Origin of the sequence: Jatrophihabitans sp., from assembly GCA_036389035.1 — a bacterium.
In the GTDB taxonomy this organism is placed as follows: domain Bacteria; phylum Actinomycetota; class Actinomycetes; order Mycobacteriales; family Jatrophihabitantaceae; genus Jatrophihabitans_A.
In genome coordinates, this window is sequence record DASVQQ010000011.1 from 309,307 (window position 1) to 328,776 (window position 19,470).

18 protein-coding genes are annotated in these 19,470 nt (G+C 70.5%); 5 read left to right on the plus strand and 13 right to left on the minus strand.

Annotated elements, in window-relative coordinates:
• Positions 1-87: 87 nt before the first annotated feature.
• From VF557_09295 to VF557_09305, 3 genes are all read right to left on the minus strand, one after another.
• The gene (locus VF557_09295; GenBank protein ID HEX8080392.1) at positions 88-1,494 is read right to left on the minus strand and encodes a wax ester/triacylglycerol synthase family O-acyltransferase; all 1,407 of its coding nucleotides are present in this window, start codon (positions 1,492-1,494) and stop codon (positions 88-90) included.
• A gap of 87 nt (positions 1,495-1,581) precedes the next feature.
• Positions 1,582-2,991 (minus strand): hypothetical protein, encoded by a 1,410-nt coding sequence (locus VF557_09300; GenBank protein ID HEX8080393.1) that lies wholly within the window; start codon positions 2,989-2,991, stop codon positions 1,582-1,584.
• A complete protein-coding gene (locus VF557_09305) occupies positions 2,988-3,677 on the minus strand; it encodes an SAF domain-containing protein (protein ID HEX8080394.1) in 690 nt (229 codons plus the stop codon). Before VF557_09305 ends, VF557_09300 begins: the two co-directional genes overlap by 4 nt.
• A gap of 165 nt (positions 3,678-3,842) precedes the next feature.
• On the opposite strand from VF557_09305, the gene VF557_09310 reads away from it, so the two are divergent.
• On the plus strand, positions 3,843-4,073 hold the full coding sequence (locus VF557_09310) for a helix-turn-helix domain-containing protein (protein ID HEX8080395.1): 231 nt from the start codon (positions 3,843-3,845) through the stop codon (positions 4,071-4,073).
• 55 nt (positions 4,074-4,128) lie between these two features.
• Here VF557_09310 and VF557_09315 read toward each other — a convergent pair whose 3' ends face one another.
• Entirely contained in the window at positions 4,129-4,680 is a 552-nt protein-coding gene (locus VF557_09315; GenBank protein HEX8080396.1) for a hypothetical protein, read from the minus strand.
• Positions 4,681-5,033: 353 nt separating this feature from the next.
• Between VF557_09315 and VF557_09320 the strand changes: the two genes are divergently transcribed.
• From VF557_09320 to VF557_09330, 3 genes are all read left to right on the plus strand, one after another.
• Positions 5,034-5,573, plus strand: a complete 540-nt coding sequence (locus tag VF557_09320; GenBank protein HEX8080397.1) for a hypothetical protein — start codon at positions 5,034-5,036, stop codon at positions 5,571-5,573.
• Positions 5,574-5,739: 166 nt separating this feature from the next.
• Entirely contained in the window at positions 5,740-6,582 is an 843-nt protein-coding gene (locus tag VF557_09325; protein HEX8080398.1) for a hypothetical protein, read from the plus strand.
• Positions 6,579-7,145, plus strand: coding sequence for an Rv3235 family protein (locus VF557_09330; GenBank protein ID HEX8080399.1), 567 nt, complete (start codon positions 6,579-6,581; stop codon positions 7,143-7,145). The genes VF557_09325 and VF557_09330 overlap by 4 nt, the downstream gene beginning before the upstream one ends.
• A gap of 232 nt (positions 7,146-7,377) precedes the next feature.
• Here VF557_09330 and secA read toward each other — a convergent pair whose 3' ends face one another.
• On the minus strand, positions 7,378-10,206 hold the full coding sequence (gene secA / locus VF557_09335; protein HEX8080400.1) for a preprotein translocase subunit SecA: 2,829 nt from the start codon (positions 10,204-10,206) through the stop codon (positions 7,378-7,380).
• A 64-nt stretch (positions 10,207-10,270) separates the two neighbouring features.
• On the opposite strand from secA, the gene VF557_09340 reads away from it, so the two are divergent.
• Complete coding sequence (locus VF557_09340) at positions 10,271-11,401, plus strand: GNAT family N-acetyltransferase (GenBank protein ID HEX8080401.1); 1,131 nt, start codon at positions 10,271-10,273, stop codon at positions 11,399-11,401.
• Here VF557_09340 and nadD read toward each other — a convergent pair.
• The 8 genes from nadD to rplU form a co-directional block, all read right to left on the minus strand.
• Entirely contained in the window at positions 11,398-12,036 is a 639-nt protein-coding gene (nadD, locus tag VF557_09345; GenBank protein HEX8080402.1) for a nicotinate-nucleotide adenylyltransferase, read from the minus strand. The two genes, VF557_09340 and nadD, sit on opposite strands and share 4 nt — an antisense overlap.
• A 69-nt stretch (positions 12,037-12,105) precedes the next feature.
• Positions 12,106-13,557: a glutamate synthase subunit beta gene (locus tag VF557_09350; GenBank protein ID HEX8080403.1), complete on the minus strand. Its 1,452-nt coding sequence runs from the start codon at positions 13,555-13,557 to the stop codon at positions 12,106-12,108.
• Between the two features lie 198 nt (positions 13,558-13,755).
• Complete coding sequence (locus VF557_09355; GenBank protein HEX8080404.1) at positions 13,756-14,556, minus strand: trypsin-like serine protease; 801 nt, start codon at positions 14,554-14,556, stop codon at positions 13,756-13,758.
• Positions 14,557-14,803: 247 nt separating this feature from the next.
• On the minus strand, positions 14,804-16,090 hold the full coding sequence (locus VF557_09360) for a glutamate-5-semialdehyde dehydrogenase (GenBank protein ID HEX8080405.1): 1,287 nt from the start codon (positions 16,088-16,090) through the stop codon (positions 14,804-14,806).
• A 67-nt stretch (positions 16,091-16,157) separates the two neighbouring features.
• A complete protein-coding gene (proB, locus tag VF557_09365; GenBank protein ID HEX8080406.1) occupies positions 16,158-17,264 on the minus strand; it encodes a glutamate 5-kinase in 1,107 nt (368 codons plus the stop codon).
• Between the two features lie 20 nt (positions 17,265-17,284).
• Positions 17,285-18,748 carry a GTPase ObgE gene (obgE, locus tag VF557_09370; GenBank protein HEX8080407.1) on the minus strand — a complete coding sequence of 488 codons (1,464 nt, stop codon included), beginning with the start codon at positions 18,746-18,748 and terminating at the stop codon, positions 17,285-17,287.
• 115 nt (positions 18,749-18,863) lie between these two features.
• Complete coding sequence (gene rpmA / locus VF557_09375; GenBank protein HEX8080408.1) at positions 18,864-19,121, minus strand: 50S ribosomal protein L27; 258 nt, start codon at positions 19,119-19,121, stop codon at positions 18,864-18,866.
• Positions 19,122-19,125: 4 nt separating this feature from the next.
• Positions 19,126-19,470, minus strand: coding sequence for a 50S ribosomal protein L21 (rplU, locus tag VF557_09380; GenBank protein HEX8080409.1), 345 nt, complete (start codon positions 19,468-19,470; stop codon positions 19,126-19,128).

Here is a 19,470-nt window from a genome sequence, read left to right on the forward strand (position 1 = left end):
GTCTGCCGTAGGAAAGGTATGTCATGCCTCCTGCATCCTTGCCGAACCCTGCGCCAGGCAAGGAGTTTCGCGCCTGGGCGCATCGCCTCAGCGACGGCGTGCGCCGTTGGACGCGGCGACCAGTTCAGCCAGCGACTCCTCGATCAGGGAGGCGAGCACCTCGACGTCGTGCATCGCGTCCCGGTCGGCGTTGAGGCCGAAGAACACCCCGCCGTTGTAAGAAGTCAGGCCGATCGAGACGGACTGACCCGCGGCCAGCGGAATGACCGGGAACATCTCCAGCATCTCGGCCCCCGAGGCATACAGCGGAAACTGCGGTCCTGGCACGTTGGTGACCACCACGTTGAACAGCCGCCGGGTGAAACTGCTGGCGGCTCGGGCTCCGAGCGCGTGCAGCGTCGGCGGCGCGAAACCGGACAGCGCCGCCAGAGCTTCGGCGCCCACCGACTGGCCGGACTCCTTGTGCGCCTTCATCGCATAGCCGACCTGGCTCAGCCGGACCATCGGATTCGGCTCGCCGACCGGCAGGTCGACCAGGTAGGAGGACACCCGATTGCCGGGCTGGTCGGAGTCGCTGTCGCCGCGGACGCTGACCGGGACCAGCGCCCGCACCGTCGTCGAGGGCTTCACCGGTTCGCCGCGGGACAACAGCCAGCCCCTGACAGCGCCGGTGACAGTGGCCAGCACCACGTCATTGACGGTTCCGCCTCGGTGCTTGCGCACTTTCCGGTAATCCTCCAGCTCCGTCCGGGCAACCGCGAACCGGCGTTGCGAGCCGGTCGGGCCGTTGAGCGGCGAGTCCGGAGCCGGCCGGGCCACCACCCGGGCGGCCGACAGCACGCCGGTGACCGCGGCCGTGACCTGCGAGGCCACGTTGCGGGCATCTGCCATCCCGATCCGCACCGTGTCGGCCACCGCGGTCGGACGCCGGATCAGGTCGGTCACCGCGTCGATGACCAGGCTGGCCGAGCCAGGCTCCGGACGGGGCATCCACAGATCCTCACCGATCTCCGGTGGCACCGGCGTGGTGTCCAGGATCACCTGGCCGATGTCCACCGCGCTGATGCCGTCGACCATCGCGTGATGGGTCTTCTGGATCACGGCGAAGCGCCCACCGGCCAACCCCTCGACCAGGTACATCTCCCACAGCGGGCGATTGCGGTCCAGCGCCCGCGACTGCACCCGGGCGACGAGCTCGCGCAACTGCTCGTCCGAGCCCGGCCGCGGCAGTGCCGAGCGCCGGACGTGATACCCCAGGTCGAAGTCGGCGTCATCGACCCAGACCGGGTTCGCCAGGTGACCGGGCACCGATCTGACCTTCTGCCGGTAGCGGGGCACCAGGGAGATCCGGCGCTCGATCAGGTTCACGAACCTGTCGTAGTCAAAGCCCTCCGACGGCGGCTCGAACACCGCCAGGCCGCCCACGTGCATCGGAGTCGTACGGCCTTCCAGATACAGAAAGGACACGTCGAGCGGGTTCAGCCTGTCTGCCATGTCGCGAAAGCTCCTTCATTGGCCAACGCCAGAGCGCCGGGACGCGGGCCGGCGGCTCGGTGGACGCGGCGAGCCCGCAGGTACACGCTACTTGCGCCGCCTTCCCCGCCGAGACGCCGGAGCGCCGCAGATCGACTCGGCAAGTCCTATGACCGCCGCGCGCAGCGGACTGGCCGGCGCCGCCTCGGCCAACGTTTGCCCGGCTGTCGCGGCCTGGTCCAGGCCGATCAGGTCATAGGGCAGCAGAGCCGCGCTCCGCTGGCCGACGAAGCGTCGCAACGCGGCGTTGAGCTCGACCTCGGGGTTGCCGGGGACGGCGCTGCGGCGCACCCGGTTGAGCACGATCCAGACCGGGGTGTCGATGGCGACCGCTCGTAACTCCCCCAGCCCGCGTACCAGCCGCTGGATGCCGATCGGATCGGCCGAACCCACCGCGAGAACAAGGTCCGCCTCCTCCAGGACCGCCAGCGTCGCCCCGTTGCGCCGAGGGGCCAGGGTGTCGAAGCTCAGCTCCTCATCGGTCTCCAGGCCGAAGCCGACATCGACCACCGTGTAATCGGCCAGTGCCTGAGCCACTGTCAACACCCCGCGCAGTGCTGTGCTGCGCAGCTCGGGCCAGCGGTCAGCACGGGAAATGCCGGTGAGCACCCGCAGCTGGTCGCTGACCTGCCAACACAGGCCCGCCAGTCCCTCGACGTCCAACCGGCGGGACTGGGCCTGCCGGCATGCCGCCACCAGGCCCGGGGACTCGTCCAGCAGCCCGAACATCGCGGCCACCACCCCGCCGTAGACATCGGCGTCGACGAGCAACGAGCGTTGCGAGAGCCTGGCCAGCTCATCGGCCAGGGTGACGGCGGTGGTGGTGCGGCCCGGCGCGCCGGTAGGACCCCAGACGGCGATCACCTTTCCCGGCCGGGGCGTTGTCTGATCAGCCGGCGCTTCCACGGCCGAGGCAACAGCGCCCACGAACCGGTCCGAGTCGACCGACCCGGGACTGCCCGAACCGGGACCGTCCGAGCCGGGGCTGCCCGAGCTGCCCGGCCCGTCCTGCAGGCCACCGGCAACCGAGCCGGTCGCGAACGCCGGATCGCCGAAGGCGTTCTCGGCTCCGGCACGGCTTGGTGCCGACCGGTCGGCCACCGCGGCTCCGATCACCGCGGCGAACACGGCAGCAGCGGCGTTCGAGGGCACGAAGAACCGGATACCGGCATCCTGCAAGCGCTCGAGGTCGGCCTCCGCGCCGGGCGCGGTGACCCCGACCACCGCTACGGCGCCTGCCGCCAGCCGGTCCACGGCGTCGGCGTCCAGCCGTCGCAGCTGCGCGTCGACCAGTGCGGCGACGGCCTGACCCGAGCCGGCGACCGCCAGCAGTTCCACCAGGTCCACGCACCGCCGGACCACCGTGATGCCCTCCGCGCCGTGGCCCCGACCCAACTCGGCCAGCAGCGCGGCTTCCCACGGAGCCCCGTCCGCGGCACTGACCACCGCAATGGTCACCGGGCCCCCGCACAACTTGCCAGCGCCTCGGACGGGGGCTCGGGTTGCTCCGCAGCCGACAGCACGCCGGCCCGCAGTACCGCGCCCTCCAGGTCCAGCGTCGACACGACCCGCTTGGCGTCCGCGGCGGAGACCCGGACCACCAGCACGGAGCCGGTGTTCGAGCCGAAGGCGGATCCGCTCACCTTGTCGGCACTCTGCACCGGCACGCCGCTGAGCAGGACAACCCCGCGACAGGTCTTGGTGCTGAGCCACAGGGTGATCCGGTCGCCACGGTTGATCTCGGGCGCGTTGTCCGGCTGCAGCGGAATACTCACCGTCACGCCGGCCGCCGGAGCCGTCACCTCAGCCACCGCGAGAAGTTCACCGGCCCGCAGCGAGCGATGCACGGTCCGGCCGGCGACCGCGACGTCAGAACTCAGATACCGCGATGCGGCGGCGCCGAGTTGCACCCGAACCGGGCGAAGGTCGGCGCCGGTCAGCACCGTGCCGGCGGCGACGTCGTGACTCAGCGACCAGACCGGTTGCCGGCGGTCAGCCGAGGACACCAGCACCGCACCGAGCAACACCGCCGTCAGCACCAGGACGACGCCACCGACGAGCCGGGCGTCCAGCCAGCGCGGCCGGTTGAGCCGGCGGGGCACCGGCGAGGCTGGATCGGCAGGTGGCAGCGACGTATCGGTCATAGCGATACATCTTGCAGGAAGGGCAGCAGGGATGTCCGGGCGACCAGGCCAATCCTGTGGACAACGTGCCCCAGCAGCTGGTCAACAACTGCCACACTGGCGTGCGAGCCGGCTGGTTTGCCTTCGATATCGTCGGCTTAAGACGCCCGACGGAGATGATCGACGATGACGCAACCTCGATTCCTGACCCTCAGCGACGTTGCTGAGGTGCTCAATATCTCGGCATCCCAGACCTACGCCCTGGTCCGTTCAGGTGAGCTCGCGGCCATCAAGATCGGAGGCCGGGGCCAGTGGCGGGTGGAACGTGAGCAGCTGGAGTCCTACATCTCACGCATGTATGACCAGACCAAACAGTTCGTGGCCGAGCACCCCTTCATCGACTCGACCGCCGACTGAGGGCGGATCGACCGCGGACTGAGCGCGGCTCGACCGCGGACTTCTGCCGCGCGGCTCAGCTGTCGCGCCGCAATGCGGCCAGCGCGCTGATCGGCAGCACCAGTATCTCGCGCACGTCCTCGCGGCGCCGGGGCTCACCGGCGGCGTGCACGGCGAAGTCGACGAAATCCGATCCCACCCGGTCCAGCGTGCCGTCCAGCACGGTCGAATCGGTCAGGCAGGCTCGCAGCACCGACCGGTCCCGAGCCACTGCGCGCAGCGCATGCCCGATTCCGAGACCCCCGTCCAGCGCCGAACCGGGCACGGCGGACAGCCGTCCCAAGCCCGCGACCGAGGTCACCGCCGCGGCAGCCAGCAATGCCTCTCGGCCGCCACCCTCGTCCAGCAGCAGCCAACCGGCGCCGACCGCGCTGATCCGGCCGGCCAGCGCCATCCCGCCCAGGCAGCGGACCCTGACCGCCGCGCCGACCGCGGGTCGCAGCCGGTTCACCAGTTGCAAGCGGGAGGTCTCGAGCCGGGTCAACTCCGCGACTTCGGCATCGCGCTCAGCCACCAGTAGCGCCTGGGTTTGCGCTTCGAGGTCGGCGAACAGGTCATCCCACCGCATGCGCCCATCCTTCGGTAGTGGCCCGCGCCGCCCACGCAGGAGAAGCCGAGCGCCGGTCCGCGCGAGAAGCCAAGCGCCGAATTGTGCCTCAACGCCAGGCCGGCGCCGACGGCCGGTCCGCGATTCAGCGGTTGGCGCGCAGAGCGTCGGGCCGCAGAAGGGGACGCCGACCAGCCACGGGAAGGTGGCAGCTACCCGAGCCGCTCCGCAACGACTGGATCGCGCGGATGCAATCAAACGAGCGTGCCGGCGCATCAGGGATAGAGACAGCGCGTAGGCGGAGACATCGAGACCGAGCATGGAGCGGGCCAGTGACCAGATTCGGGCAGCGTGGCCGATGGCGCCCTGCCGCAGTGGGGTTGGCAGGCGCTGCCGTGCTGGCGCTCACCGGCTGCGCGACGGCCCAGCCGGAGGCAGATCCGCTCGGAGGCCCCGCGATGGCTTCGGCTGCTGGAGCCTCGGGAGCAGCAGAGCCGGCCAACCCTGAGAGTCCAGCCGGTTCAGGAAATCCGGCCAGCCGCGATCACGCCGCCAGGTCCTCCGGCTCCAGCAACCTGGCCGACCCCGATCAGGCCGTCAGCTCCACCGATTCCGCCGACCCGCCCAGCCGGGCCACTCCAGCAGACGCTGCCAGCCTGTCCCACTGCCCGCAGCGCTCGGCCTTCATCCTGGCTATGGTCAGCGACTACCACGGCTGGGCCTCACCGGTTGAAGCCGCACAGCAGTTCACCCGCTACGCCAACGTGCCAGGTTATGGCACGCCGAACACCGTCTGGACGGCCCACGCTCCCGACGCGTCCGGAGTGACCCTCACCGCCACCGACCTGATGCTGCATGCCATCCAGCTTCCGAACGGCCGGTGGGCGATTGAAAGCGGCCAGCGCTGCGACTGACCGAGCGTCCCGAGACCGTCGGTCCGAGGCCATTAGTCCGAGAAGGCACTAGCCGGGCGCGCCTCGCGAGCCGTCGGCTGACCCGGCCAAGGTTTATCCACACCCAAGTTTACTGACGCCCTCCCTTCGTGTATTCATGTAAATGGAAGCAAACGAAGGGAAACGCATGGTTACCAGGTACCTGAGCAAGCTAGGCACGGCGGCGATAGCCAGCGGATGGGTGATCATCGCGGGTGCCGGCCAGCCCGTTCGGCTGGCCGAGGGACTTCGTTCGCCGTACACATGGGTCGCTGAGGTCGGGCCGGACGCCGCCGCCATCACCCTTGCCGCATCCCTGCTGTGGCTGGTCGCGCTGTGGACGGCGGCTGTACTGGGCGTCACTGCCCTGGCCCTGCTGCCCGGGCGAGTAGGCCTGCACGCCCACGCGATGGCCGCGCACCTGACCCCGGCGCTACTGCGGCGAGTTCTCGGAGCAGCCGCCGGCACGTCGATCTTGATCAGCCCGAGCGCCGCTTTCGCGGACTCGGCTGCCAGCACCGCACCGGGGCCGATCGGCGTCTCGGCGAGCCCCACCTTCGCAGTCGCTCCCAGCCTGCCGATGGATCGGCCGGACAAGAACTCCGGCCCCGGTGGCTCTACCGAGCCGGTGAACCTGCCGGCTCTCGGGTGGCCCACCGATCCCGTACACCCCACTGACCCTGCCGGATCGGTGGACGGCGACCGGGCCGCTCCCGCCGCGTCGCGGTCCGACCCGAGACCGACCCCCTCCGGTGACCACGTTCGGGTTCGTCCTGGCGATTCGCTGTGGTCGATCGCCGCTCACCGGCTGGGCGCGGCCGGGTCGCCGGCCCGTATCCAGGGCGAATGGCCGCGCTGGTACGCCCTGAACCGCCAACTGATCGGCGCCGATCCGAACCTGCTCAGGCCTGGCGCCAGCCTGCTGGCTCCGCAGGCCATGGCTCCGCAGGCCACAGCTCCGCAGGCCACAGCTCCGCAGGCCGGCGAATGACGATGTCAGCGGCGCCGGTCCAGCCCGGCCGGGCGCCAGTCGTAGCGCAGGGATTCCTGCCGCGTCCCGCGCCGCGTCGAGAGCCACCCTTCGACGACGAGCTGCCTGCCCGGCATCTGATCCTGGTCGGACCGCTGGATCAACCGCTGCCCTTTGACACCCTGGGCCCGAACGCGCCGTCGGCGATGCGGCTGCGTGCCGAGCCGAGCCCGTTCGCGGTCCGGCCTACCGGTCGCCAGGAGTTGCCCGAGCCGGCGGCCTTTGCCAGGCGGCTGGTGATCGGAGTCATCGAGACGGCCACCGGTCGGCGCTCGCCGTCCCAACTGCGCCACCACACCAGCCCGACGGTGCAGGCGGGCCTGGCCCGCGACGCCGGCCGGATCAGCCGGCTGGGCAGCACCCACCGACCCGCGACGCTGCATTCGCTGCATATCACCGAGCCCGCCGACGGGGTGGCCGAAGTCGCCGCCGTGCTTCGGGTGGGCGACCGCTTTCGGGCGCTGGCGCTGCGCCTGGAGGGATTGGACGGCCGATGGCGGTGTGTCCGCCTGCAGATCGGCTGAGCCGGCGGCGAAGGAGGCGCTCAAAACGGGGGTGCTCCTTCGCCGCTCGGCGCGGCTAAGCCAGCGCTCGGCGCGGCGAACCAGCGCTCGGCGCGGCAAAGCCAGCGCACGGCGCGGCGAACCAGCGCACGGCGCGGCAAGGCAGAGCTCAGCAACACTTGCGCGGGCAGGCAAGCTCCCAGCACGGCTAACGCTCCCGCCGCTACGCCCTAACGCACGCTCCCGCTAGGACTCAACGCTTGCGCTTGTTGCCCCGGCTTCCCCGGTTGGGGTTGGCGCGACGCTGCTTGGCCGCCCCTGCCTTGCTGCCGGCGGCCGGTCGGGCCCCGCCCTCGGTGTGCACCTCGGGGGTGTCTGATCCCAGCGCGGGGGCGCTGTAGGTCAGGGGTGCGGTTTCGGCACGTGGCCGGCCCAGACCCTTGGCCAAGATCACCGGGTGGTCCGGCTCCGCTTCGGGCTCCGGCGGCGTCGCAAGCTCGGCCAGCACCCGCTCGGCGTCGAGCTCACCCGAGTCCTGACCAGCTGCCGGCTCCAGAGCCGGAGCGGGCTCCACGGCGGGCGACTCGGCCTCGATCTGCACCTCGAGGTTGAACAGGAACCCGACGGACTCTTCCTGAATCGCGTCCATCATGGCCCGGAACATGTCGAAACCCTCCTTCTGGTACTCCACCAGAGGGTCTCGCTGAGCCATCGCCCGCAGGCCGATGCCTTCTTGCAGGTAGTCCATCTCGTACAGGTGCTCGCGCCATTTGCGGTCCAGCACCGACAGCAGCACCCGGCGCTCGAGCTCGCGGGTGACCTCGGCGCCCAGTTCGGCCTCGCGCTGGTCATAGGCGGCCTGGGCGTCGGCCACGATCTCCTCGACCAGGAACTCCCGGGTCAGGTCGTTGCGCTCGCCACCGGCGGTCTTGATCGCCTCGTCCGGAGTCAGCGAGATCGGGTACAGCGTCTTGAGCGCCACCCACAGCTGCTCCAGGTCCCACTCCTCCGCGTAGCCCGACGAGGTCGCGCCCTCGACATAGGAGGTCACCACCGAGGTGATCATCGGCCGGATCTGATCGGTGAGGTCAGCACCGGAGAGCACCTGCCGGCGCTCGTCATAGATCACCGTGCGCTGCTTGTTCATCACCTCGTCGTACTTCAGAACGTTCTTGCGGATCTCGAAGTTCTGCTGCTCGACCTGGGTCTGGGCGGACTGAATGGCCTTGGAAACCTGCTTGTTCTCGATCGGGGTGTCTTCGGGCAGCCGCAGGAAGTTCATGATGGTGGCGATCCGGTCGCCGTTGAAGCGCACCATCAGGTCATCGCCCAGCGACAGGTAGAACCGGGACAGCCCCGGGTCGCCCTGCCGGCCGGACCGCCCGCGCAGCTGGTTGTCGATCCGCCGTGACTCGTGCCGCTCGGTGCCCAGCACGTAGAGGCCGCCGAGCTCGACGACCTCGTCGTGCTCGCGGGCGTTGCGCTCCTTGGCCTTGGCCAGCGCGGCCGGCCAGGCCGCCTCGTACTCCTGCGGGGTGTCAGCCGGGCTCAGCCCGAGCTCGCGCAGCTCGCTGTCGGCCGCGAACTCGGGGTTGCCGCCGAGCATGATGTCGGTACCACGCCCGGCCATGTTGGTGGCGACGGTGACCGCGCCCTTGCGCCCGGCCATCGCCACGATCGCGGCCTCGCGGTCGTGCTGCTTGGCGTTGAGGACCTCGTGCGGCACGCCCCGGCGCAGCAGCAGGTTCGCCAGGATCTCGGACTTGGCCACGCTCGCGGTGCCGACCAGCACCGGTTGGCCCTTGTCGTGCCGCTCGGCGATGTCATCGACCACCGCGGCGAACTTGGCGTCCTCGGTCTTGTAGATCAGGTCGGTGTCGTCCTTGCGGATCATCGGCCGGTTGGTGGGGATCGGCACCACGCCCAGCTTGTAGATCTGGTGCAGCTCGGCGGCCTCGGTCTGGGCGGTGCCGGTCATGCCGGACAGCTTCTTGTACAGCCGGAAGTAGTTCTGCAGCGTGATGGTGGCCAGCGTCTGGTTCTCCTGCTGGATCTGCACGCCTTCCTTGGCCTCGATGGCCTGGTGCATGCCCTCGTTGTAGCGCCGCCCGGCCAGCACCCGCCCGGTGAACTCGTCGACGATCAGCACCTCGCCCTCGCGGACGATGTAGTCCCGGTCGCGCTTGTAGAGCTCCTTGGCCTTGAGCGCGTTGTTCAGGTAACCCACCAGCGGCGTGTTCGCGGCCTCGTAGAGGTTGTCGATGCCCAGCTGGTCCTCGAGGAACTCGACGCCGGCCTCGGTGACCGCGATGGTGCGCTTGCCTTCTTCGACCTCGTAGTGCTCGTCACGCCTCATCCGCGGCGCCAGTCGGGCGAACTCGGGGTACCAGCGCTGGTTCTCATCGGCTGGGCCGGAGATGATCAGCGGCGTCCGGGCCTCATCGATCAGGATCGAGTCGACCTCGTCGACGATGGCGTAGTGGTGGCCGCGCTGCACCAGGTCATCCAGGGACCAGGCCATGTTGTCGCGCAGGTAGTCGAAGCCGAACTCGTTGTTGGTTCCGTAGGTGATGTCGCAGCCGTAGCTGGCCCGGCGGTCCTCCGGCGTCATGTTCGACAGGATCTTGCCGACCGAGAGCCCGAGGAAGCGGTGCACCCGGCCCATCCAGTCGGCGTCGCGGGAGGCGAGGTAGTCATTGGTGGTCACCACGTGCACGCCCTCACCGGCGAGCGCGTTGAGGTAGGCCGGCAGGGTGGAGACCAGCGTCTTGCCCTCACCCGTCTTCATCTCGGCGATGTTGCCCAGGTGCAGCGCGGCGCCGCCCATCAGCTGCACCTTGTAGTGGAACTGGCCCAGAGTGCGCCGGGCGGCCTCGCGGACCACCGCGAACGCCTCGGGCAGCAGCTCGTCGAGGGTCTCCCCCTCGCCGTAGCGGGCCTTGAACTGATCGGTCAACGCTTGTAGCTCAGCGTCGGTTAGATCGACGTAATCCTCCTCGAGGGCGTCGATGTGATCAGCGATGGACGTCAGCCGCCGGACGATCTTGCCTTCGCCCGCGCGCAGCAATTTGTTGAGAACCACGCTCACATGGTACTTGGCCCGCACGTCAGAAGATTCGAATGGTCCGATCTGGCAATCTGTCGTCATGGCCCAGTGGAGCGAAGTCGAGCTTGAGGGGCTGGTGCTGCACTCCGGAAGGCTCACCCTGCGCCCCTGGCAACCGCAGGACGTCCCGGCGGTGCTGGCGATCATGGCCGACGAGCGGATGCACCGGCATCTGGCGTTGCCCTGGCCCTACACCGCCGAGGACGCCCGGGGCTTCGTCACCGAGCACGCCCAGGCCGGACGGGCGGCCGGCACCCGGCTGGACTGCGCCATCGCCGAGAACGCCGGCGGCCGGCTGGTCGGCAGCATCACCCTGCAGCTGCCGGCGCCCGGGCACGTCAGCGCCGAGATCGGCTACTGGGTCGGCGTGGCGGACTGGGGTCAGGGCTATGCCACCGAGGCCGTCCGGACGTTGGCACGCTTCGGACTGGCCAACGGCCTGGGCCGGATCCAGATCCGGTGCGAGGTGCCGAACGCCGCCTCGGCCGCGGTGGCGCTGCGGGCCGGCTTCCGCTTCGAAGGGGTCAGCCGGGACAGCCTGCGCGCTGGTGGGCTGAGCGGCGGCGGGTTGCGCGACGGCGCCGTCTTCGCCCGCATCGTCACCGACCCGGACGAGGCGATCGCGCCGTCCTGGCCGCGGCTGGAGGCTCTCAGCGACGGCGTGGTCACCCTGCGCCAGACCGGTCCGCGGGACTGGCCGGTGCTGCTGGCCGAGGTCAACAACGAGGAGGCCCGGCAGTGGGCGTTCCATGACCAGTCGATCACCGAGGCCAACGCGGTCTCCGTCGCCGACCGGGCCGGGCTCGACCGGCTGGTGAGCCGCCAGAACTCGCTGCTGATCTGCGACGCCGCCAGCGGGGTGGGCGCGGGCGTCCTGGGCTTGCGACAGTTCGGGCCGCCGGACGTGGTGGCCATCGGCTACGGGGTGCTTCCGAGCTTTCGCGGCCGCGGCTTCACCACGCGGGCGTTGCGGCTGCTGGCGGACTGGGCTTTCGACGCGACGCCGACCGTCCGGCTGGAGCTCGGGTGCAAGGCCGCCAACGTGGCCTCGGCCCGTGCCGCGCTGTCCGCCGGCTTCGTCGAGGAGGGCCGGCGGGCCAGCAGGTTGCGCAACCCGGACGGCAGCCACAGCGACGAGATCATCTTCGGGCTGGTACGCCCGGCGGGTTAGCGGCGGTACAGCTGGTGCTTGGCGATGTACTGCACCACGCCGTCGGGCACCAGGTACCAGACCGGCCGGGCGGCCTGCACCCGTTGCCGGACCGCCGAAGACGAGATCGCCATCGCCGGCACGTCCAGCAGCGTGACGATGTCGGGTGGCAGGTGATCACCGGACAGGTGGTAGCCGGGCCGGGTCACCCCCACCATGTGGCACATCCGGAACAGCTCGTCGGCGTCCTTCCACGACAGGATGGCCTGCAGCGCGTCCGCGCCGGTGATGAAGAACAGCTCGGCGCCGGGGCGGATGGCCGAGATGTCGCTCACCGTGTCGACGGTGTAGGTCGGGCCCGGGCGGTCGATGTCCACCCGGCTCACCCAGAAACTCGGGTTGGACGCGGTGGCCACCACCGCCATCAGGTAGCGGTGCTCGGCCGGGCTCACCTCGCTCTCGGCCTTCTGCCACGGCTGGCCGGTGGGCACGAACACCACCTCGTCGAGGTCGAACAGGTCAGCGACCTCGCTGGCCGCCACCAGGTGACCGTGATGGATCGGGTCGAAGGTGCCGCCCATGATGCCCACCCGGCGAGGCTGGCCGTCGGGTGCCGGACCCGTCGGCCAGCCCTCGGAATCGGACGGAGCGCTCATGGCCGGCATCCTAGGGGCCAACCGGGCCCGCGCCGGCCAGGCTGACGGCGGCGCCGGCCCGGTGTCCGCTCAGCGCTGCGCGACGGTGTCCGGGGTGATCGGCGCCGGCAGCGCCGACTCCCCGGTGAGCCAGCGGTCGACCCCCGCCGCGGCCGAACGGCCCTCGGCGATCGCCCACACGATCAGGCTCTGGCCGCGGCCCATGTCCCCGGCCACGAACACGCCCTCGACGTTGGTGGCGAACTCGGCGTCGCGCGCCACGTTGCCGCGCTCGGTCAGCTCGACGCCCAGGCCTTCCAGCAGCCCGGTGCGCTCCGGGCCGAGGAAGCCCATCGCCAGCAGCACCAGCTCGCATTCCAGGTCGAACTCGCTGCCCGGCACCTTCTGGAACCGGCCGTCGACCAGCTCGACCTGGTGCGCCCGCAGCGCCCGCAGGTTGCCCTGCTCATCGCCGAGGAAGCACTCGGTGTTCACCGCGAAGACCCGCTCGCCGCCCTCTTCATGAGCCGAGGCGGTCCGGAACATCAGGGGCCAGGTGGGCCACGGGTTGGCCTCGGGCCGGGCCGCGGGCGGCCGGGCCAAGATCTCGAACTGGTGCACCGACGCCGCGCCCTGCCGGTGCGCGGTGCCCAGGCAGTCAGCGCCGGTGTCACCGCCGCCGATGATCACGACCCGCTTGCCGGCCGCCGAGATCGGCGCGGTGTCGTACTCACCCTGCTGGACCCGGTTGGCCAGCGGCAGGTACTCCATCGCCTGGTAGATCCCGGTCAGCTCCCGGCCGGGGGCCGGCAGGTCGCGCCAGGCGGTGGCGCCGCCGGCCAGCAGCACCGCGTCATAGCCGGCGCGCAACTGCTCGACGGTGACGTCGACCCCGACCTCGACCCCGGTCCGGAACTCGGTGCCTTCGGCCCGCATCTGCTCGATCCGCCGGTCGATCACCCGCTTCTCCATCTTGAACTCGGGAATGCCGTAGCGCAGCAGCCCGCCGATCCGGTCGGCGCGCTCGAGCACGCTGACCTGGTGGCCGGCCCGGGTCAACTGCTGGGCGGCGGCCAGTCCGGCCGGTCCTGAGCCCACTACCGCGACCCGCTTGCCGGTCTTCTTGCTGGCCGGCAACGGCCGCACCCAGCCGCTGTCCCAGGCCCGCTCGATGATCTCCTTCTCGACCTGCTCGATGGTCACCGGATCCTGGCTGATGCCCAGCACGCAGGACGTTTCGCACGGCGCCGGGCACAGCCGCCCGGTGAATTCGGGAAAGTTGTTGGTGGCGTGCAGCCGGTCGATGGCGTCGCGCCAGCGGTCGCGGTACACCAGGTCGTTCCATTCGGGGATCAGGTTCCCCAGCGGGCAGCCGTTGTGGCAGAACGGAATGCCGCAGTCCATGCACCGGCTTGCCTGGGCTCGGGTCACCGCGTCATCGGCCGGCTCGTAGACCTCGCGCCAGTCCTGGATCCGGACCGCGACCGGCCTACGCCGCGGAAGCTCGCGATCGTGCTTGAGAAATCCGGTGATGTCGCCCATGGGCCGCCCGTCCTCGTGGAATTCGAGTGCACACGGGACAGCACCGGCCCGTGGAGAAGGATACGCGACCCGGGCCGGCGCGCCATCATCAAGGCCCGGTACCCAGGAGACAGCGAAGCCGGGGCCAGCCGCGGTGTCGCGGCCGGCCCCGGCTTCGTACCGGGCTGGCTAAGCGGTGAGCTCAGACGATCAGTGAGCTCAGCCCTCTGCCGGGAACACTCCGAAGGTGGCCAGCCAGTCCTGGACGCCTTCGATGTCGGCCCGGCTGTAACCGCCGAGGTACCGGCAGTTCTGGGTGTAGGTGTAGCTGGTGACCGCCACGACGTAGTCGTTGAGGAAGGTCGGGCCGCCGGAGTCACCGAAGCAGGTGCCGCCGGTCCCACGGTTGTCGTTGATGTTGCCGTTGAGCTGCAGGATCTGATGGGTCAGCTTCTGCCCCGGCTGCTCGGCCATCCGCCGGATCAGCGGGTAGCTCTCCGGAACGGGCTTCTGCGGTCCGGAGGCCGGCTTGCGCACCTCGGTGCCGTAGCCGACCGAGGTGAAGATGGTCTTGTTCAGCTTCGGCTGCGCGAAGGCGTCGAGGTAGTCCAGCGGAGCCAGTTGGGCCGGCGCGATGTTGGTCACCGGCCGGTCGAGCACGATCACGCCGATGTCGTTCCAGTTGTCCAGGTCGGTGAAGTTGGAGTAGTCCGGGTGGGTGTAAGCCGTGCCGGACAGGAAGCCGGCAGCCTCGATCTCGGCCTGGGTGAAGCCGGTGTCAGGGTTGGCCGCAACCGGGTAGCCGGTCGGCGGCTCCATCGCAACCACCGAGCGGAAGTCGACCAGGGTCTTGCCGAGGGTGCCATCGGTGCAGTGTCCGGCCGTGAGCAGGACGGTGGGGCTGACCAGCGTCGCCGAGCAGCGGAACCGGCCGTCCTCGCTGTAGAAGAGGATCAGCCCGACGTTGGGGTGGCGGTTGCCGTCCGGCTCGCCGCCGGTGATCGCCGACGCCGGGGCCATCGTGGTGGCCGTGAGGCCCAGAATGACGAGAAGTAGACCGAGGAGAAGCCTCAATCGAGATGCCATGGAATGCCCTTCCGCACTTCGTTGTGGTGACCTGGGAGCGTTGCCTGACGCCGCCGGTTCGGTGGCGCCATCAACCGGTGGCAATGCACTGGTGATTCATTGCAACACCGGCTCTCCGCCCTGTCCAGAGGCGCCGTCGGCAACCGCTGAAAATGCAACAGCGACTTAGCATCGCCGGCTGTCAGCCGCGAATCTGGCCGTCGCCGAAAACCACCCATTTGGTGGAAGTCAACTCGGTGAGCCCCATCGGGCCCCGGGCGTGCAGCTTCTGCGTCGAGATGCCGATCTCGGCGCCGAACCCGAACTCGGCGCCGTCGATGAACCGGGTCGAGGCGTTGACCAGCACCGCCGCCGAGTCGACCCGGGACACGAACCGCCTCGCGGTGTCGAGGTTGCGGGTCACGATCGCCTCCGAATGGCCCGATGACCACTGCCGGATGTGACTGATCGCCTCGTCCACGTCGGCCACCACCCGGGCTGCGAGCTCCAGCGCCAGGTACTCGGTCTGCCAGTCGTGATCGGTGGCCGCCCGGACCGAGGGGTCGACGGCCGTGAAGTAGGCGTCTCCGTGCACCAGCACCCCGCGCTCGTGCAGCGCCGAGACGATCCTGGGCAGGAACTCCGCGGCCACCGAGCGGTGCACCAGCAGCGACTCGGCCGCGTTGCAGACACTGGGCCGCGAGGTCTTGGCGTTCAGGACGATCTGCTCGGCCATCTCCAGATCGGCCTCGGCGTCGACATAGATGTGCACGTTGCCGGTGCCGGTCTCGATCACCGGCACGTGCGAGTTCTCCACGACATAGCGGATCAGCTCCGCGCCGCCGCGCGGGATGACCACGTCCACCAGGCCGCGGGCCCGCAGCAGGTGGGTGACGCTGGACCGGTCCGTCCCGGGCGCCAGCTGGACGGCGTCCTCGGGCAGCCCGGCCTTGACGGCGGCCTCGGACAGCACCGCCACCAGCGCCCGGTTGGAGGAGATGGCGCTGGCCGAGCCGCGCAGCAGCGAGGCGTTGCCGGACTTCAGGGCCAGGCCGGCGGCGTCGACGGTCACGTTCGGACGGGCCTCGTACACCACCGCCAGCACCCCCAGCGGCACCCGCAGCTGCTGGACCTGCAGGCCGTTGGGCCGGGTGAAACCCCGCACCACCTCACCGACCGGGTCCGGCAGCGCGGCGATCTCGCGCAGGCCCTGAGCCATCGCGGCGAGCCGGTCGGGGTTCAACGCCAACCGGTCCACCAGCGGCTCGGCGGTGCCGGACTCGCGCGCCGCGGCGACATCGGCGGCGTTGGCCTCCAGCAGGTCGGCGGCGGCCGCTTCGAGAGCGCCCGCCATCGCGTGCAACGCCTGGTCCTTGACGCCCCGGTTCAGCGCGGCCAGCTCGAAGCTGGCCTGCCGGGCCCGCTGAGCCACCGCCCGGACCTCGTCCTCGGTGGCCTCGGCCGGCGTGCTGAGCGCTCGTCCAGTCATGGGTCCAGGATAGAACTCCGGACGGCCGGGCCCGCTGGCCTGCTCACCGCGCGAGCCCCGCTCCCGCTCACAGCACGATCAGGTCGTCGCGGTGGACGATCTCACGGCGCAGGTCGGCCGGCAGGTCCCGGGTGGACTTGCCGAGCAGGTCGGGCAGATCCTCGCTGTCGAAGGCCACCAGCCCGCGAGCCACCACCGTGCCGGCCGGATCGGCCAGCTCCACCGGGTCACCGGCGGCGAAGTCACCGGTCACCGCGGTGACGCCGGCCGGCAGCAACGACTTCCGGTTGCGCACCACCGCGGTGACGGCGCCGGGGTCCAGCAGCAGCCGGCCGCGCGGGGTGGTGGCGTGGCGCAGCCAGAGCAGCCGGGAGGCGGTGCGCTGCCCGAGTGGCGCGAAGTAGGTGCCGCCCCGCCCGGCAAGCGCCTCGCCGATCGCGCCGGCGTGCGCCAGCAGCACCGGGACGCCGGCCCCGCCGGCGATCAACGCCGCGTCGATCTTGGTGGACATGCCCCCGGTGCCGACGCCCGAGCCGGCGCCGGTGACCCGTACTCCTGCCAGTTCTGCCGGCCCGGTGACCTCGGGGACCAGCGCCGCGCCGGGTTTGCGCGGGTCGGCCGTGTACAGGCCGTCGATGTCGGACAGCAGCACCAGGGCGTCGGCCCGCACCAGGTGCGCCACCAGCGCCGCCAGCCGGTCGTTGTCACCGAAGCGGATCTCGTGGGTGGCCACCGTGTCGTTCTCGTTGACGATCGGGATCACCCCGAGCGCCAGCAGCCGCTCCAGGGTGCGCACCGCGTTGCGGTAGGAGCCGCGCCGGTGCAGGTCCTCGGCCGTCAGCAACACCTGCCCGACGGTCAGGCCGTGCCGGGCGAAGGCCGCGGCGTACCGCTCGGCCAGCAGCAACTGCCCGACGCTGGCGGCGGCCTGTTGGGTGGCCAGGTCACGCGGGCGGGTGGTCAGCCCCAACGGCGCCAGGCCGGCCGCGATCGCCCCTGAGGACACCAACACCACCTGCCGGCCGGCGGCCCGCCGGGCGGCCAGGGCGTCGACCAGGGCGCTCAGCCGGCTGTCCTGCAACCGGCCCCGGTGGGTCAGCGAGGACGAGCCGACCTTCACCACGGTGCGGGCCGCGGCAGCGATCCCGGCCCGGCCGGTCTCCGCGCCGCTCATCCGGAGCTGCTCATCGGCGACTACTCGACAACCGCTCGCTCGAGCTCGAGCTCCTCGTCGCTGACGTGCTGACGGCGTGATTTCTTCGCCGCCAACCGGTCATCGGCGTTGGGCCGGCTGCTGGCGTCCAACCGGTCATCGGTCCCCCGGCGGGTCGGCGAGTAGTCCTCGTCCGCCATCCCCGCGGTGGGCTGGAAGTCGAAGACGTAGTCCAGGATCGTCACGCTGGCGCCGGGCATCGCGCCGAGCTTGGCCAGCTGGTCCTCGACGCCCAGCCGGGCCAGCCGGTCGGCCAGGTACCCGACCGCCTCGTCGTTGTCGAACTGGGTCTGGCGGACCCACCGCTCGGGCTTGCTGCCGCGCACGATGAACGCGCCGGGCTCGTCCGGGTCCGGCTCGACGGTGAAGCCGGAGTCATCGACCGCTTTCGGAGTGAGCACGATCCGGGCCGGCGCGATCGCCTCCTGGCTGGCCCGGAACTGCTCGACCAGCCCGGCCAGGGCGAAGGTGAGCTCGCGCAGGCCGGCGTGGGAGACCGCGGAGATCGGAAAGACCCGGTAACCCCGCCCGGTCAGCTCCTCGGTCACGAACTCGGCCAGCTCGCGGGCTTCGGGGACGTCCACCTTGTTCAGCGCCACCAGCCGCGGCCGGTCGAGCAGGTCACCCAGGCTGGACTCGTACTGCGCCAGTTCCTCCTCGATCGCGTCCAGGTCGCTGATCGGGTCCCGGCCGGCTTCCAGCGTCGCGCAGTCCAGCACGTGCAGCAGCACCGCGCACCGCTCGACATGCCGCAGGAAGTCCAGTCCCAGCCCCTTGCCCTGCGCCGCGCCGGGGATCAGTCCGGGCACGTCGGCGACGGTGAAGGTGGTCTCGCCGGCGCTGACCACCCCGAGGTTGGGCACCAGGGTGGTGAACGGGTAGTCGGCGATCTTGGGGCGGGCTGCCGAGATCGCCGCGATCAGGGAGGACTTGCCTGCCGACGGAAAGCCGACCAGGCCGACCTCGGCCATCGACTTGAGTTCCAGGACGACGTCGAAGGCCTCCCCCGGCTCGCCGAGCAGGGCGAAGCCCGGCGCCTTGCGCCGGGTCGAGGCGAGCGCCGCGTTACCCAGCCCGGCCCGGCCGCCACGAGCCACCACGTAGCGGCTGCCCGCGCCGGTCAGGTCGGCCAGCACGCTGCCGTCCGCGGCGTGCACGACGGTGCCGTTGGGCACCGCGAGCACCAGATCCTCGCCGTCGGCGCCGCTGCGATGCTTTCCGGCGCCCGGCCGGCCGTTGCCGGCCTTCTGGTGCGGGTGGTGGTGAAAGTCGAGCAGGGTGTGCACCTGGGGGTCCACCACCAGCACCACGTTGCCGCCCCGGCCGCCGTTGCCGCCGTCCGGGCCGCCGAGCGGCTTGAACTTCTCCCGGTGCACCGAGGCGCACCCGTGCCCGCCGTTGCCCGCGGTGACGTGCAGCACCACCCGGTCTACGAAATTCACCACGGCGCACTCTTCTTTCAAGGCTGTTCTGGGGAGGTTCCTAGGGCTGTAACGCCAAGAGCGGGCGCCGGAATCCCGGTGCCCGCTCCAGCGGAAAAGGACTGTGCCGATCCTGGGGCTAAACCTCGGTCGGAACGATGCTGACGGTCTTGCGGCCGCGCCGGCTGCCGAACAGCACGTTGCCCGCCGCCAGCGCGAACAGCGTGTCGTCGCCACCGCGCCCGACCAGGTCGCCCGGGTGGAACTTGGTGCCGCGCTGCCGGACGATGATCTCGCCGGCGCTGACCAGCTGGCCGCCAAAGCGCTTGACCCCCAGTCGCTGGGCGTGCGAATCGCGGCCGTTGCGGGAGCTGGATGCACCCTTCTTGTGTGCCATGGCTCTACTTCTTTCCGCTCTCGATGCCGGTGACCTTGACCTGCGACAGCTTCTGACGGTGGCCGATGCGCTTGTGGTAGCCGGTCTTGTTCTTGAACTTGTGGATCTTGATCTTGGGGCCCTTGACCTGGCCGAGGATCTCGCCGGTGACCGAGACTGCGGCCAGCTCGGTCGCGTCGGTGGTCACATCCTCGCCGTCGACCAGCAGGATCGCGGGAAGCGCGACGCTGGCCCCGGGGGCCAGGTCCAGCTTCTCGACCGTCACGACGTCACCAACGGCGACCCGGTACTGCTTGCCGCCGGTCTTGACGATGGCGTACATCGCGAATTCACTCCTGTCAAACAGCAT

What these genes read in the sequence shown, in the direction of transcription:
- VF557_09325 (HEX8080398.1), top strand. Translation starts at nt 5,740, where the DNA reads ATGGTTACCAGGTACCTGAGCAAGCTAGGCACGGCGGCGATAGCCAGC.
- VF557_09310 (HEX8080395.1), top strand. Translation starts at nt 3,843, where the DNA reads ATGACGCAACCTCGATTCCTGACCCTCAGCGACGTTGCTGAGGTGCTC.
- VF557_09295 (HEX8080392.1), bottom strand. Translation starts at nt 1,494, where the DNA reads ATGGCAGACAGGCTGAACCCGCTCGACGTGTCCTTTCTGTATCTGGAA.
- VF557_09355 (HEX8080404.1), bottom strand. Translation starts at nt 14,556, where the DNA reads ATGGCCCCGGCGTCGGCGATCACCGGCGGCGAGCCGGACGGCAACCGC.
- VF557_09305 (HEX8080394.1), bottom strand. Translation starts at nt 3,677, where the DNA reads ATGACCGATACGTCGCTGCCACCTGCCGATCCAGCCTCGCCGGTGCCC.
- VF557_09315 (HEX8080396.1), bottom strand. Translation starts at nt 4,680, where the DNA reads ATGCGGTGGGATGACCTGTTCGCCGACCTCGAAGCGCAAACCCAGGCG.
- VF557_09330 (HEX8080399.1), top strand. Translation starts at nt 6,579, where the DNA reads ATGACGATGTCAGCGGCGCCGGTCCAGCCCGGCCGGGCGCCAGTCGTA.
- VF557_09340 (HEX8080401.1), top strand. Translation starts at nt 10,271, where the DNA reads ATGGCCCAGTGGAGCGAAGTCGAGCTTGAGGGGCTGGTGCTGCACTCC.
- VF557_09350 (HEX8080403.1), bottom strand. Translation starts at nt 13,557, where the DNA reads ATGGGCGACATCACCGGATTTCTCAAGCACGATCGCGAGCTTCCGCGG.
- nadD (HEX8080402.1), bottom strand. Translation starts at nt 12,036, where the DNA reads ATGAGCGCTCCGTCCGATTCCGAGGGCTGGCCGACGGGTCCGGCACCC.
- proB (HEX8080406.1), bottom strand. Translation starts at nt 17,264, where the DNA reads ATGAGCGGCGCGGAGACCGGCCGGGCCGGGATCGCTGCCGCGGCCCGC.
- rplU (HEX8080409.1), bottom strand. Translation starts at nt 19,470, where the DNA reads ATGCTGTTTGACAGGAGTGAATTCGCGATGTACGCCATCGTCAAGACC.
- VF557_09360 (HEX8080405.1), bottom strand. Translation starts at nt 16,090, where the DNA reads ATGACTGGACGAGCGCTCAGCACGCCGGCCGAGGCCACCGAGGACGAG.
- rpmA (HEX8080408.1), bottom strand. Translation starts at nt 19,121, where the DNA reads ATGGCACACAAGAAGGGTGCATCCAGCTCCCGCAACGGCCGCGATTCG.